The following is a 13,518-nucleotide window of genomic DNA, read 5'->3' on the forward strand; positions in this document are numbered from 1 at the left end:
GAAAACCGGAGCCGGATCGGTCGGGGGCTGGCCAGGTTGGGGACTTTGAGCACCCCCTTACCCCCCGTGGGTCGGCGCGGTGGTGGCGGTGTTGGGCTGCCGCTGTGGTCGCCGCTGGCGCTCGTTGGCGTGCCGCCTGGTGTGGTTGCTTGGCCGTGCTGCGCGGCCCGGTGGGCTGGACGCGGTAGGGGCCGGTGGTCTGGCCTGGCGGTGCCGCGCAGCACGGTGCTCGGTTGGGTGGCGGTGCGGGCCGCTGGTCTGGACCCGCACCGCACACCCTTGCCGCCGCCACGACTGACGAGGAGGCACGCGGCGGCAAGCTCTCCTACACGGCGCCGGACAGGATGGCGGGCTGCACCAGGGTGACGCCGTAGGCGTGACGGCTGCGCAGGGCACGGCGCCGCACCAGGTCGAGCACACGCTCGGGTGTGATGCCCATGCGCTTGGCGCACTGGCTGATCTCCAGCCACTCGCCGCCGTCGTCCTGGTCCCACACGTTCACGGGCGCTGCTGCTTGCGCAGCCACCGGCGCCCGGCAGCCAGCGCCAGCGCCTCCGTCTTGTTGGTGTCGTGCGCCGTGTGGACCGCACCCCACGGTGCGCGCCAGGTCCAGCGCCACCGCCCGTTACCGGTGGGCACCGCCGTGATCCCGTCCTCGGTGGCAGGCATTACGGCGTCAGGTCGATAACGGCGATGGCGCTGGGCCGCAGCACGCCCAGCCCGAAGCGGCCTTCCCCGCGGGCGATGAACTGGTTCTTGGTGAACAGTTCGCCGGACATGTCCAGCAGCACGTTGACTGCCTCCCGCACGTACAGCCGCACCACGCTCCAGTCGGCAAGCAGTGCGGTGCCTGCCGGGACGCTGGGGCTGATGACGCGCTGGATCTCGGGGCCGCCGAAGATGTTGGCGCTGGTGCCGAATCCGGCGCCGGGATCGTTGGCGTAGCCGCCGGTGAGGAACCCGCCGTCTGTGCCCCAGCGGGTGAGGTCCACTGTCTCCGCGTCCGTGGGGTGCATCACCACCGCGTTGGGAGCTTCGCCGGCCAGCTGCAGCGCGGACAGCGCCTTGCGCATGGTGGTGGGCACGCTGGTGGCGTAGGCGACCTGTGTGGTGCCGGGCACCGCACGCACGCCCAGCATGTTCTCCCCGGTGCCGTTGCCCACGATGACCTGGCGCTCCAGCGCGTCCAGCACGCCCTCTGCCATCTCGGTGGCCAGCCACTGCTCCAGGCCCTCCACGTCCTGCAGCAGCCGGATGGGGGCGGGCTCGGACAGGTGGGCGATGACGCGGGCACGGTCCTGCACCGCGGTGGTGGTCAGCACGCTGGTGGGCTTGAGCGCGTTGTCGGCCACCGGTGCCGCGTTGTTGGTGCGCACGGTCTGCCGGAAGTACTCGAAGGCGTTGCCCTCCAGTTGCTTGCGGTTGACCAGCAGGTCGATGAGCCGCTTGGGCCGGGCCATGGGCGTCACGGTCGGCTCCACCAGGCGGGGCACGTCCACTGCGCCGCTGGTGAGTGCGCGGCCCTCCCCGCCCATGCTGTGGATGGCCTGCGCTGCGCGTTGCGCCCACGCCGCGCTCTCGGACTCTGCGCCACCGCCGGGCTGGCCGGACGCCTGGCGCACGCGCTGCGCATCGTGGTTGAGCTTTCCGCTGCGCTGGAGTTCGCCGCGCTGGTGTTCGATCAGTTCGTCCAGTTCTGCGATGTGGGCGGTGCGCTGCCGCCACTCGGTGGTCTCTTCCGGCGTGAGGTGGGTGCGGCCCTCCCCCTCGGCGTTGTCGAGGATGGCGGTGACCTTGGCGGCGGCCTGATCGCGCAGCGCCACCAGGCGGTCGAGTTGTTCCTGGATGCCAGACATTGGCGTGTCTCCTGTGGGTAGGCGCGCGCGACGAATCGCGTTTCCGCGCAACGCATGTGCATAGCTGATTGAGTGGCCCGCGTGCCCTGTGCCAGGGCGCCTACGGGCCGCCGCCAGCCGGTTCGGCCTGTCCGTCGCGTCCGACGCGCTCACGTTCCAGCTGGCGATGGGCGCCCCGCCGGACCAGCCCGTCAGCGGACCAGCGGTTTGCCTTGCGCCGGATGCTACGCCCGCCCGCCGACACCCGTCTAGCGGTCGCGCTGGCGCGGCGTGTTGCCGTAAGTGCCCAGCGCGCTTGGCATTTCAGCTATCCGCGGGCGGCGTGCTGATTTCCTTCCACGTGGGCAGCCCGCGCAGGTCCGGTGGCGGCTTGCCCTCCCGCGCCCGCCGGTTCTCCTCCGCGGCGATGATCTGGAACCGTGCCTCCTCGTTGGCCCGCACCCACGCCCGGCGGTCGAACTCGTCCACCAGCGCCTCCACCAGCTGGCGGCACCACTGCGCCAGGGCCGGGATGGGCGAGCAGCACCAGCGGGACTGCCCGAAGTGGTCGCGCAGCACCACCAGTTCGCCAAGGCGCAGGGTGTCCAGGCCGGGCGGGTCCAGGTGGCGCTGGTCCAGGCCTAGGTCCCACTGGATGCGCCAGCACCAGCCGTCAGCCCAGGCGGCGGCGGTGTGCGCGGTGGGCAGGCGGGACAGCATGCTGAACTCCGCGTCCAGCTGCATCACGGCCTCGGCGGGCAGCTGGCGCAGCTGCCCCGGCAGATCGGTCATGGCGTTCCCCTCTGGTTGTTGTTTGGCGCCGTGGCGCCACGGTGCAGGGTGGTGGCGCGGAGGCGGCCCTTACCGTCTGCGGCCACGATGGTGTGCAGGCCGCGGCAGTCCCGCGAGCACGGCGCAAGCTCGTACCCGGCTTCCCACGCTTCGGCGGCACAGGACCAGTGCGTGATCTCCGCGCGGGCCTCGGTATGGCACACCAGCGCGGCGGGCGGCTGCGCAGCATGCTGTGCCGGGTGGCGTCGTGCCGCCGCGTCTTTCGGCGGCGGCGGCGCCCACCGCAGGTTCGCCAGGCGGCAATCTCCAGGATCGTCATTGGCGTAGGCCGGGCGGCAACCCGGCGGCGCCTCACCCACGAAGGTGCGCAGCACCAATACGGCCAGCCGGTAGGTGGTGGTGCGGCCTGCCGCGGAGAAGCTGACTTGCAGCTGTCCGTCGCGGGTCCACACGGCGCTCAGCAGTTGGCCGTGGCGTGTGCGTGTCTCCCCCAGCTGGTGCACCGTGCGGTCCAGGCTGCGGACACGGGCCAGGTCGGACACCTCGTACAGCTGCTCCCAGCCCGGCACCGGGCGCCACTGCTCAGACGGCATCCGGTTCCCGGTCCTCCTGCAGCACAGCGCGCTTCGCGGCCTCCGCGTGGCGCCGTGCCGCCGCTGCATTGGCCGCCGTGACCGCAGACCCCCGGATGACGTAGGCCACCAGGGCTGGCCAATCCGTGTCAGCCACCCACCGCCGGGTGGTGAGGGCGGCGCTCATGCGCAGCAGCCGCCGCACAGTGCGCAGTTCCTCCGCGCGTATGCGGGCGTCCCCGCGGGCCTGGCGCCGCACCCGGTCGCAGTCCGCGTGCACCAGGCGCCAGCGCAGCGGCGGCAGGTGCTGGCCTGCCACCCCGTGCTCTGCGCGCCACTGCGCCAGCGTGGCGGTGCGGCGCATGGCGGCGTGGCGGTCCACCGCGGCGTAGCCCCGGCGCTGCGCGGTGATCTCCTCGCGGCACACCATGCACACCAGGTCGAACGTGTCGCGGCCCGGCCACGGCGGCGGCAAGTGCGCCGGGTCTGCCGCTGCAGCAGCAGCTGCCCCCTCGACCCGTTCGCGGTGGCGGTCCCCTGGGCTGCGCATGCGGCGGCCCACGCACGGCTGGCCCACCTCCGCGTGGCACACCGGGCACGGCACCAGCAGCGCCGGGTCCTTGGCGGGATTGCCGGCGACAGGCGGTGTGGTCACCGGCGGGCTGCTGCTGTCCAGGTTGGTTCGCCCCAGGCAGCCGGGTCACTGCGGGCCGGGTCGATAATCTCCTCGACCCGGCATCGCTCGCCGCAACCGACGACCCAGGCCGCTTCCCAGCGCTCCTGCTCGTCCTGCCCCGCCTGGAGGGCCAGCACCCTTGCCTCCTCCAGGCCTGACTGAGCGGTGATGCCGCGCATGCCGTCCCGTACGGCAACGGCGTGATAGTGCGGCTTGCCATCCGCGGTAAGACGCGCGGCGGCGATGATGCTGTCGGCCAGGTCAATGTTCCGGCCATCCGCGGCGGCGGCGAACAACTGCTCCTCGCTGAACGCGCACGTCCCGTCGCCCTGTTGGTGGCCGACCAACCGGCTCAGGATGAGCACGTGCAGCACGTCTCTGTCGAGGTCGGGGTCGTTGAGGAAGTGGCTTTCGTGTAACTCGTCTATCACCCGTCCCACCTGCGCGAAGTCGCACTTGAGAGTGCCCGTGTCGTAGACAAGTACTCCGTCTCGGTGGGAGATGTGGTCGGGTAAGGGTGGCGAGCCAGGCGCGGGTGCGCCGTTGGTACGGGTCATCTGTATTCCCTTCTATCGGTTGGTGTTTCGTCACTCATCTCTGCGATGCGGGCAGCCACGGCGGCGGCCCGCAAGAGTTGCTCGCGTCGCTCCCGCATGGCGGGTGTGGTGAGCCGGTCGTTCTTTCGAATTAGGGTGCACTCCGCGCAGCAGCTGGTGCGGTTGGTGCGCAACAGCTGCGTGCCGCAGTCGTCACAGCGCCTCACGCTGGCCACCTGCCGTGCGTGGCGCCATGGCGCAATGGTGTTGCGCCTGTTGGCATTGCGCCATGGCGCCAGCGCTGTATGGCCTCCAGCGTCGCCGTAGTCGCCCGCCGGGCACGGCCACACCAGGTGGACCCCGTTAGGCCGCCAGCTTTGACGTGGGGCCGCAATGCCGCGCTCACAGAGCCGCCGCCTGGTGGCCCACCACGCTGTGGTCGCACTTGCGCCCCGTGCCATCCGGTAGGTCCTCGACACCCCGGCCCTCGCACCTGGGGCAGTTCTCCCGCAGCGCCCTCGCGGCGGCTGCCGCCTCCGCAGCTGCGCGCTCCTGCTCGCTGTCCCACTGCTCGCACCGCTTGCGGGCTCGTAGGCAGCCGCCGCAGTTGTCCGTCGTCCCGTCCGGCATGTGCTTCGAGCAGTAGGGGTCTGGGCGTGTGCGCTCGCGCGCGCCCGCGCGCAACACACCTGTAGAAGTACCTGTAGAAGTACCTGTAGGGGTGCATTGCTGCAGGTCAGAGGCCACTTTGTGTAACGCTGGCGTACCAGGTTTCACACGCTGGCGTACCAGGTTTTGCACGCTGGCGTACCGGGTTTCCTCGGAAACCTGCTCCGCTGGCGTACCAGGTTTCGGCGGCCCGGCAAGGCTGTGCGCCCGCTTCGCAAACTGCGCACGGCCACCGCCTGACCGCGATGTCTCCACCAGGTAGCCCATCTGGACGAGCCGCGCGAGCAACTGCTTGAGCCGCGTTACAGACAGACCGCTTGGCGGCACCGCAGCGAGCGTGGTCAATGGCACCTCCCAGCCGGTGCCGTCAGCCCGCGTGAACTCGACGCATATGGCCGCGCCTATCCGCGCCTCCCTGTCGGTGAACCGCGGGTCGCGCAGCAAGGCCTTGAGCCAGCCGAATTTGTCGAAGCCACTCACCCGGGCGCCGCCTTGGTTGCCGGGCAATGTCGGGCGTGTGTGTCATGCTGGGCGCGTCTCCCCAGACGCTTTGCAGGCCGCCGCGCTCCCAGCGGGCGGCTTGCTTGCGTTGGTGGGCTATTACTCACCGGGCACCACCGCCGGTGCGCAGCAGGGCCGCCAGGCGCTCGACCTGCTCGTCTGCCAGTGGCGGCGCTTGGGCGACATTGCGCCGCACAGCGTCTCGGCACTCTGGGGAAAGCCTCGCCAGCCACGGCGGCAGGTGTTCGCCGGCCCTTTCCGCGGCGGTCATCGGGTGCCGCCGTTGGCCATGAATTGCTCCAGGTCGGACAGCCGGATGCGCAGCCGCCTGCCCACGCGGAAGCTGTGCAGGCTGCCGGTTTCGAGCAGCTTGTAGAGGGTGTTGAGGCTGCAGCCGAGAGCGTTGGCCGCCTGCTGGGTACTGAGGGTCTGCGGGGCGATGCCGTCCACGGGCATGGGACCGCCTTTCGGTGTTAACCGTCTGACGGCCCCTTGTGGGCTGGCTGCTGAGCGTGACGTGGTTGGGGTGGGTGGTGTTTAGTTGTGGCACGGACGGTACCAGGCAGTGGTGCGCGTCTCTGTTGAAAGCTGTTGCGTTACAGGGGATGCCAAGCGCGCTTGGCGCGGCTTACCTGGGAGTTGGCACCTGGTGCAGAGTTCCGTACGTGTGGGGCTGCGGCGTGTTGCCCTCTACCAGGTCGCTACACAGATCAGCGCGCCCGGCAGCAACTCGGGCTACGCGGCGGGACCGCGCCAGTCGATGCGGATGCAGTCCGGTTTGAAGTACGCGCCGCCTGGTGCGCGGCCAAACGGGGCGGGCAGGATCGTCACGTCGCACAGCAGCCGCAGCACCTCCCGGCGGGCGCCCAGGGACAGCCCGCCCGCACGGTCACCGTCAGGGCCGCCAGGCCCGAACCACACCAGGCCCACGTCCGCACCGGTGGTGAACTGCGCCAGCGGGCTGCTGGTGCCCGCCTGCGCCAGCTGGCTCTCTACGGCGTCGATGCGTGCCCGCGCGTCTGCGGTGATGGTGGCCAGCTGCGCCCGCGTGATCTCCCCGGCGGTGAACATCTGGGCGGCCTCCGTGAGCAGGTCGCGCTTGGCGGCCAACTCGGTGCGCAGCTTGGGTGCGTCCACATGTCCCTGGTCCAGGGCCTTGGTGATGCGGCGAAGCACCTTGGGGTCGCTCAGGCGCTCCACCAGCGTGGCCTCCACGTAGGCGTCCAGCAGGGGGGCGTCCCGGCCCACGTGGGTGGCGGGGTCCCCCTTGATGCGGTTGGCGCAGCGGTACCGCTTGCGGCCCTCCGTGGTGAGGCGGGCACGCATGTGCTCAGCGGAGCCGCACACCCCGCAGTGGTAGATGCCGCTGCCCAGCCACTTCACGGCACCGCCCACGTGGTTGGTGCGCCGCGCGGGGTCAGTAAGGGTGCGGTGCACCTTGTGCCAAACGTCGGGCGCGATGATCGCCGGCCACTCGGCCTCCCCCACGATTTCCCCACGGTAGGAGCACAATCCGGCCTGCCGGGGGCTGATGAGCGCGCTGCGCAGGGTGGCGCTGACCCATGGCTTGCTGCCGGTGGTGGTGGGCACCTTTCGGGCGTTGAGGTCGGCCACGACGGCGCGCAGCGAGATGCCCTCTGCGATCTGCTCCGCGGCCTTGCGTAGCTCCGCAGCCTCGGCCTCCCGTGGCGTGAGACCGTCAGGTTCCCAGCCGTAGCAGCGGCGCCCGCCGTGCCAGCCGCCACGCTTCACGGCGCGCTGCTCGTTGGCGGCGCGCACGCGGCTGGCCCGGTGCTCGGACTCGTAGCGGCTGAACCCTCCCACCACACGGGCGTTCAACCTACCCGCGGGGGTGGACAGGTCCCACTGCCCGGCCTGCACGGTGTGGGTGGTGACGCCGTGCGCCTCCGAGAGGTCGATGTACGTCTCTAGCTCCCTGGGGCTGCGGTGCAGCCGGTCAGGGTGCCAGGCCAGCACGCCTGTGATGAGGCCGCTGCGCATGGCGGCCAGCAGCGCCTCGTAGTCCGGTCTCCGCTTGCCGCTGTAGGCGCTAACGTCGTTGTCGGCGTATACCTTAATCACGTTCCAGCCCAACCGATTTGCCAACGCGCGGCAATCGGCTTCCTGGCGCTCCACGCCCAGTCCGGCGCCGGTCTTGTCCCGGCTGATTCTGCAGTAGATGGCCGCGTTGGCGGCGGTGCGTGTACCCACGGCTTAATTGTGTACTAACTGCCGGACAGGATTCCCCGATCCCGTGGCGCCGACGCAGAGCCCGTGCGGCCCCATGCCGTGCTCGGCGGCCTCCTTGAGGTCGAGTTCGACGACGGCTCCGGCGGCCGTCACGCCGATCGGCACCCGTAACCGGTTGCGCGGCGGTTGGTCCCGCCACCGCGCGGCGGGATCGAAGCCGGCGGGGTCGGGCAGGTCGACCAGCGCCGTCCAGTCCGGCCGCTCGGCGGACGCCGATGCGCCCGTGACACCGGCGGCGGGCGGACGGTAGCGCGCGAGGCGGCGGGCGCACACCGCCGCTTCGGGCAGGCTCAGCTGGTCGGGTCGGGCGAACCGCTCCGCCCCGTCGATCGTCCGGACCGCGAGCGACTCGGCGTCGACGGTGAGCCGAATGCCGTTGCGGGAGGCGATGTCCCCACACCGCTCACCGATCTCGACGACGGTGACTCCGGCGGCGCCCCCGCCTGCCACGCTGCGTTCGGTCCCCAGCACCGCACCCGGCTCGGCGGCGTCGACGAGGACCAGGAGATGGGGCACGTCGCCGCTGTGCCCGCCGAACGCGGGCCGGCCGGCGAGCGTGTCGCCGAGCGTCGACTCCGCCGCCCGCAAGCTCGGGAACATGAGCCGCCGCGCTCCGCAATCGTCTGCGGCCCGGTCGAATTGGTGGTGCGGCAGCCACTTCAGCCAGTCCCAGTGCGGCAGCCGAAGCCGGTCGACCACTGCGACCACGACCAAGTCCCGCGGGCTGTGCCACACCGCCGCCTGGCAGACCACGGCCCGCAGCATCCCGCGCGCCGCCTGGGCGTCGCCGGTGACGGCGACCGCGGCGAGGTCGCGCAGCGCCAGCGAGATCGGGACGTCGGGGACGGCGGTATGCGCCTGCACGAACTCCCGCAGCGCCATCGCGCCGACCGGTTCGAGGTCGTCGACGGGCCCCAGCTCCGGCGGCAGCAGTCGGGCGGCCAGCCGCTGCGGCCCGGTGCCGACGCGCACGCTCATGAAGTCGGAGTCCGCCACGCTGCGCTCCCACATCCGCCGGTCGCCGGCGAAGGTCCACAGCGTCGCCGGATCGGGATGCAGCCAACGCAGCGACGCCCGCTGCGCCTCGGCGACCTCTACGGCCCGGTCGCGCTGCGTCGCCAGGTAGCGCAGGTAGTCGCGGCGCTCGCCGTCGAGGTCGGCCGTCGACCCGCCGCGGCCCTGCTGGGCGAGCATGCCGACCGTCGAGACGAGCATCATGACCGGGAACAACAACGTCATCGGACTGCGGGACGCCGCCGCGCCGGAGGTCAGGAACACCGCGCCCGTCCCGAGTACCGCCGCCACCATCACCAAGCCCATGAGCCGGGTGCGCAGCGGCGCCGGCGACGGGCGCGGCGGGTCGGGCGGGGCGGCGAGCACGATGTCGTCGAGCGGCACCGGCGGCACGGCCAACCGAGGCCCCGGCACCACCACCGGCTGGGCACCATTGTGCGACAACACATCACCTCCGCATCGACCCGTCCCGCCGACGCTAGGGACACCGCGGCAGGGCCGGCAAAGCGTTATCCACAGCGCTGCGGATCGGTGCACCGGCGCGGCGCAGGCGTCGCCTAGCGTGAGGAGACGCCAATCACGGGGGGGTGACCGGTGTCCGAGATGCAGGTGCCGAATACGTTGAGCCGCTTGACCATCGCGCACGGCGCGACGGCCGTCGACCTGGCGCTGCCCGCCGGCGTGCCGGTTGTCGAGCTGCTGCCGCCGATCGTCGACATGCTGCACCGCCGGCCGGGTGCGCCGCGGTGGCAGGCCGGCGGGCGGTGGCAGCTCAGCCGGCCGGGACAACCGCCGCTAAACGTGTTCGCCACGCTGGCCGGCAGCGCGGTCGCCGACGGCGAACTGCTGGTGCTGGACACGGCAGCGCAGCACCACCGCGGGCCGGTGTTCGATGCTGTCGCCGAGACGGTCGCCCGCGCGTCGACGCGCGCCTTTGACGAGCACAGCGCGCGGCGGCTCGCCGACATGGCGGCGGTGCTCTTCACCGCGCTGAGCGCCGTCGTCACGGTGATCGCCGCGGGGCGGCAGCCCGACCCGGGTCTCGCGGTCGCGCCGGCCGTCTTCGCGATCACCTCGCTCGCGGCCGCCGGGGTGGCGCGCCGCCGCTGCGGCACCCCGATCGCCGTCCTGCCCTGGTGCAGCGTGGTGTTCGCCGGCGCTGCCGGTGCCACCGCGGTGCCCGGATCGCCGGGTTCGGCGCACGCGGTGCTGGCGGCGGTGGCTGCCGGGTGCGCGGCGGTGGTCGCGGCGCGACTGCGCGAACTGTCCGCGGTTGCTGCGCTCGCCGTCGTGATGACCGCCGGGGCGATCGCCGCGGCGGCCGCGCTCGACACGTCGATCGGTGTGCCGTGGCGCAGCAGCGCGCCGGTGGTCGCGATCGGCGGCGTACTGCTGCTGGCGGCGGCGCCCGCGATGGCGTTGCGCGCAGGTGGCACGCCGCTGCCGACCGCGCATCCCGTCACACCACCGGACGCCGAGCTCGCCACGGCCGCGGCCCGGACCAGGACGCTGTTCACCGGGCTGGTGTGCGGCGCGGCGGCCACCGCGGCGGCCGGAAGCGGGTTGACGGTGCTCACCGCCGACGGTCACCTGGCCGCGATGCTGTGCGGTGCCACCGTGTCCGCCGCGCTGCTGCTGCGGTCGCGGTCGCACACCGACGCGGTGCAGCGCATCGCGGTCACCGCGGCCGGCGGTGCGCCCGCCGTGGTGCTGGCCGGCACCGCACTCCCCGCGCCGTGGGCCGCCGTCGCCGCTGGGGTCGCCGCGGCGGGCGCACTGGCGCTCGGCTACCTGCGGTCGGCCCCGGTGACACCGGTGGGCCGTCGCGCCGTGGACCTCGTCGAATACGCCGCGGTCGCGGTGGCGGTCCCGATCGCGTGGTGGGCCGCCGGCGTGTTCGACGCGCTGCTGCGACTGGACGTGCGGTGAACCACGCCGGCATCGCGGTGCGGGTGGCCGCGGCGACGCTGTTGGCCACGAGCTGGCAGCTCGCGGCCGCACCGCCGGTCGCCGCCATCGCTCCGCCCCGGGCGGACGACCGGTTCCTGCCCGCCGCCGCGGCACCCGCCCCACCGGAGCGCACCCAGCAGCGACACGACTGCGCGAGGTTGCGGCTGCGCGCCGAGCGGCGTGCGGTGAACAGCACGGCGGCAACGGGATACGACCTGCCGTCGATCTGGCGGTTGACGCGCGGAGCGGGACAGCGGGTGGCGGTGATCGACACCGGCGTCGCCCCGCATCCCCGCCTGCCGCGCCTGCGGCCCGGCGGTGACTACGTGTCCGACGGCGACGGGCTCGACGATTGCGACGGTCACGGCACCCTGGTCGCCGGGCTGATCGCCGCGCAACCGGCGCCCGGCGACGGGTTCAGCGGCGTGGCGCCGGACGCGGAGGTCCTCTCGATCCGGCAGTCGAGCGGGATGTTCGGCGCCGCTTCGGGTGCCGAACCCGGATACGGCGACGTCGACACGATGGCGGCGGCGGTGCGGACGGCCGCGGACCTCGGGGCGACCGTCATCAACATCTCGTCGGTGGCCTGCCAGCCGGTCGACGCCGAATTCGACGACCGCGCGCTGGGCGCGGCGGTCGCCTACGCCGTCGACGTGAAGGACGCGGTGGTGGTCACCGCCGCCGGCAACGCCGGCAGCACCACCTGCCCCGAGCAGAATCCCGCCGGTGATCCGGCCGCCGCGGGCCGACCGCAGTGGGACACCGTCGCCGTGGCGGTGACACCGGCCTGGTACGACGAGTACGTGCTGGCCGTGGGGTCGCTGTCGGCACAGGGCACGCCGTCGGCGTTCACCATGACGGGCCCCTGGGTCGACGTCGCGGCGCCCGGCGAAGGCGTCGTGTCACTCGATCCGGGAGGCACCGGGCTGGCCGACGTCATGACGGCCGACGACGGCGAGCGTCCCATCGTGGGCACCAGCTTCGCCGCGCCGCTGGTGACCGGGGTCGTCGCGCTGGTGCGCTCCCGCTTCCCCAGCCTGTCGGCGCGCGAGGTGATGTCGCGCATCGAGCACACCGCGGTCGCGCCGGCGGGCGGCTGGACACCGGCGGTGGGACATGGCCGCGTGGACGCCGGCGCGGCGGTCAGCGACGTCGCCGCCGGCGCATCGGCGCCCGCGGTCGCCGGACCCGTCGTCGTCGACCGGCCCGCGGCGAGTGCCGACCGCGCCGGCAGGCACGCGCTCGTCGGCGTCGGCGTCTGCCTGGCCGTGACGGCCGGGATCGTCGTCGCCGCCGGGTCAGCGCGCCGGTTGCGGTAGCGGCACCGCCCCGCGGTCGACGCCCACGGCGTCGTGGGCGAGCAGGGCGGCGCCCCGGCTCAGCTCGGGTCCCGCCGGCAGCAGCTTGAGCAGCGGCCACGGCGCGGCGACCGGTTCGGCGGGCAGCCCCAGCATCGCGGCGGTCGCCTGGTCGGGGACGCCGAACCGGACGCCGGTGTCGGTCACGACCTGCAGCGGCCCGGAGTCGACGGCGGCGCGGGCGTACACCGAGCGGCCGGGCGGCAGGTACGCGGCGTCGGCGGCCGGTCCGGGGCCGTCCGCCTGGGCGAGCGCGACCGCGGCGCGCCCGGCCGGCAGCGGAAGCCGTGGTGCGACGGCGATGTCGGCGGGCCCGTCCGCCGCCGTCCAGGTGACGCACAGCGCGGCGCCGTCGACGGGCCGCGTCGCCGTCGTGGGGTAGGCGTCGACCGCGACGCCGTGGACGAGCGGTATGCGTGCCAGCACGTCGGGCGCCACCTCGACGGCGTCGGGCGTACCGCGGGAGTCCGCGGCGCGCAGCAGATCCGCCGCCACGCGGGAGACCGGTTGCACGCCGTCGGCCAGCACCACGGCGTACTCGTCACCGCCGGTTCGGCGGACGCGCAGCACCGTTCCGACCGGCAGTGCGGACAGGCCGGCGGGACCGGGACGTCCGGCACCCGGCACGGCCGGGGTGGTGATCGGCGGCTGCTCCGGCACCGCGTTGAGCAGTGCCGCGGACACCGGCCGCGGCGCCACGCCGTCCAGCTGCAGGATGCGCGTCACCGCGGAGTCGGTCAGGTCGACCCGGGCGCGCCGGCCGTCGTAGAGCAGATAGGCGGCACGTCCGCTGCTCACCAGCACCGGCCCGTCACCGGCGGCGGGCCGCTCGCCGCCGGCCAGCACCGTCGTGCCGACGACGGCCGCGGGCGCACCGGCGACGACGTCGCAGACCGACCACGGCCCGGCGTCGGTGGACGTCGTCAGCACGTCCGGGGCACCCGGGATGCCGAGCAGCGCGCCGCGGGTCGTGTCGGCGAGCGCATCCCCGCGCACCGCGGCCGGCGTGTCGGGACGCCCGGCCACGAGCCGTGCCGACGCCAGGTTCAGCACCGGGTGCACGGCCGCGCCGACCCGCACGTAGAGCGCGCCGGTGCTCCGGTCCAGCAGGATCGGGTGATCGGTGAGCTCACCGCGCGGCCGGACGACGGCGAACGCGGTGCAGCCGAGCAGCCCGACGGTCGCCAGGGCCGCACCCACCGCCAGTGCGCGCGAATGGCCGCGGTCGTCGGCGGCGTGCGGATCGTCGCGCAGCAGCGCCGTGCGGAGCCGCCGCATCAGGAAGCGGTGACCGCTCACCTGCAGCGGCGTCGTCGGTTGTCGTGCCACAGATCCCCCCGAATCCGGCCCTGACACGACCCTAAC

14 protein-coding genes are annotated in these 13,518 nt (G+C 73.2%); 2 read left to right on the forward strand and 12 right to left on the reverse strand.

All coding sequences use genetic code 11. The annotated features are described in order from the left end of the window. Nucleotides 1-325 precede the first annotated feature (325 nt). The 11 genes from LV457_RS05770 to LV457_RS05820 form a co-directional block, all read right to left on the reverse strand. Nucleotides 326-502 carry a hypothetical protein gene (locus LV457_RS05770; RefSeq protein ID WP_232169616.1) on the reverse strand — a complete coding sequence of 59 codons (177 nt, stop codon included), beginning with the start codon at nucleotides 500-502 and terminating at the stop codon, nucleotides 326-328. After that, a complete protein-coding gene (locus LV457_RS05775; protein ID WP_232169618.1) occupies nucleotides 499-669 on the reverse strand; it encodes a hypothetical protein in 171 nt (56 codons plus the stop codon). The genes LV457_RS05770 and LV457_RS05775 overlap by 4 nt, the downstream gene beginning before the upstream one ends. After that, on the reverse strand, nucleotides 669-1,856 hold the full coding sequence (locus tag LV457_RS05780; protein ID WP_232169619.1) for a phage major capsid protein: 1,188 nt from the start codon (nucleotides 1,854-1,856) through the stop codon (nucleotides 669-671). The genes LV457_RS05775 and LV457_RS05780 overlap by 1 nt, the downstream gene beginning before the upstream one ends. A gap of 303 nt (nucleotides 1,857-2,159) precedes the next feature. Next, on the reverse strand, nucleotides 2,160-2,627 hold the full coding sequence (locus LV457_RS05785; RefSeq protein WP_232169621.1) for a hypothetical protein: 468 nt from the start codon (nucleotides 2,625-2,627) through the stop codon (nucleotides 2,160-2,162). Beyond that, nucleotides 2,624-3,220, reverse strand: coding sequence for an NUMOD4 domain-containing protein (locus tag LV457_RS05790; protein ID WP_232169623.1), 597 nt, complete (start codon nucleotides 3,218-3,220; stop codon nucleotides 2,624-2,626). Before LV457_RS05790 ends, LV457_RS05785 begins: the two co-directional genes overlap by 4 nt. Further along, nucleotides 3,210-3,854 (reverse strand): hypothetical protein, encoded by a 645-nt coding sequence (locus tag LV457_RS05795; RefSeq protein WP_232169625.1) that lies wholly within the window; start codon nucleotides 3,852-3,854, stop codon nucleotides 3,210-3,212. Before LV457_RS05795 ends, LV457_RS05790 begins: the two co-directional genes overlap by 11 nt. Next, entirely contained in the window at nucleotides 3,851-4,432 is a 582-nt protein-coding gene (locus LV457_RS05800) for a hypothetical protein (protein ID WP_232169626.1), read from the reverse strand. Before LV457_RS05800 ends, LV457_RS05795 begins: the two co-directional genes overlap by 4 nt. Nucleotides 4,433-4,813: 381 nt before the next feature. After that, nucleotides 4,814-5,560 carry a hypothetical protein gene (locus LV457_RS05805; protein ID WP_232169628.1) on the reverse strand — a complete coding sequence of 249 codons (747 nt, stop codon included), beginning with the start codon at nucleotides 5,558-5,560 and terminating at the stop codon, nucleotides 4,814-4,816. Nucleotides 5,561-5,848: 288 nt separating this feature from the next. Then, the gene (locus LV457_RS05810; protein WP_232169630.1) at nucleotides 5,849-6,037 is read right to left on the reverse strand and encodes a helix-turn-helix domain-containing protein; all 189 of its coding nucleotides are present in this window, start codon (nucleotides 6,035-6,037) and stop codon (nucleotides 5,849-5,851) included. A 279-nt stretch (nucleotides 6,038-6,316) separates the two neighbouring features. Continuing rightward, nucleotides 6,317-7,792, reverse strand: coding sequence for a recombinase family protein (locus tag LV457_RS05815; protein ID WP_308192167.1), 1,476 nt, complete (start codon nucleotides 7,790-7,792; stop codon nucleotides 6,317-6,319). 3 nt (nucleotides 7,793-7,795) lie between these two features. Further along, the gene (locus tag LV457_RS05820; RefSeq protein ID WP_232169632.1) at nucleotides 7,796-9,292 is read right to left on the reverse strand and encodes a hypothetical protein; all 1,497 of its coding nucleotides are present in this window, start codon (nucleotides 9,290-9,292) and stop codon (nucleotides 7,796-7,798) included. Between the two features lie 183 nt (nucleotides 9,293-9,475). On the opposite strand from LV457_RS05820, the gene eccD reads away from it, so the two are divergent. Further along, nucleotides 9,476-10,774: a type VII secretion integral membrane protein EccD gene (gene eccD, locus LV457_RS05825; RefSeq protein WP_232169634.1), complete on the forward strand. Its 1,299-nt coding sequence runs from the start codon at nucleotides 9,476-9,478 to the stop codon at nucleotides 10,772-10,774. Then, nucleotides 10,771-12,114: a type VII secretion-associated serine protease mycosin gene (gene mycP / locus LV457_RS05830; protein ID WP_308192168.1), complete on the forward strand. Its 1,344-nt coding sequence runs from the start codon at nucleotides 10,771-10,773 to the stop codon at nucleotides 12,112-12,114. Before eccD ends, mycP begins: the two co-directional genes overlap by 4 nt. Here mycP and eccB read toward each other — a convergent pair. Further along, the gene (gene eccB / locus LV457_RS05835; protein ID WP_232169635.1) at nucleotides 12,094-13,482 is read right to left on the reverse strand and encodes a type VII secretion protein EccB; all 1,389 of its coding nucleotides are present in this window, start codon (nucleotides 13,480-13,482) and stop codon (nucleotides 12,094-12,096) included. The two genes, mycP and eccB, sit on opposite strands and share 21 nt — an antisense overlap. Nucleotides 13,483-13,518: the final 36 nt, after the last annotated feature.

The organism is Mycobacterium sp. MYCO198283 (assembly GCF_021213805.1).
In the GTDB taxonomy this organism is placed as follows: Bacteria; Actinomycetota; Actinomycetes; order Mycobacteriales; family Mycobacteriaceae; genus Mycobacterium.

Coding starts and splice junctions, on each gene's coding strand:
- LV457_RS05780 (WP_232169619.1), bottom strand. CDS start 1,856: ATGTCTGGCATCCAGGAACAACTCGACCGCCTGGTGGCGCTGCGCGAT.
- LV457_RS05775 (WP_232169618.1), bottom strand. CDS start 669: ATGCCTGCCACCGAGGACGGGATCACGGCGGTGCCCACCGGTAACGGG.
- LV457_RS05790 (WP_232169623.1), bottom strand. CDS start 3,220: ATGCCGTCTGAGCAGTGGCGCCCGGTGCCGGGCTGGGAGCAGCTGTAC.
- LV457_RS05810 (WP_232169630.1), bottom strand. CDS start 6,037: ATGCCCGTGGACGGCATCGCCCCGCAGACCCTCAGTACCCAGCAGGCG.
- LV457_RS05800 (WP_232169626.1), bottom strand. CDS start 4,432: ATGACCCGTACCAACGGCGCACCCGCGCCTGGCTCGCCACCCTTACCC.
- LV457_RS05785 (WP_232169621.1), bottom strand. CDS start 2,627: ATGACCGATCTGCCGGGGCAGCTGCGCCAGCTGCCCGCCGAGGCCGTG.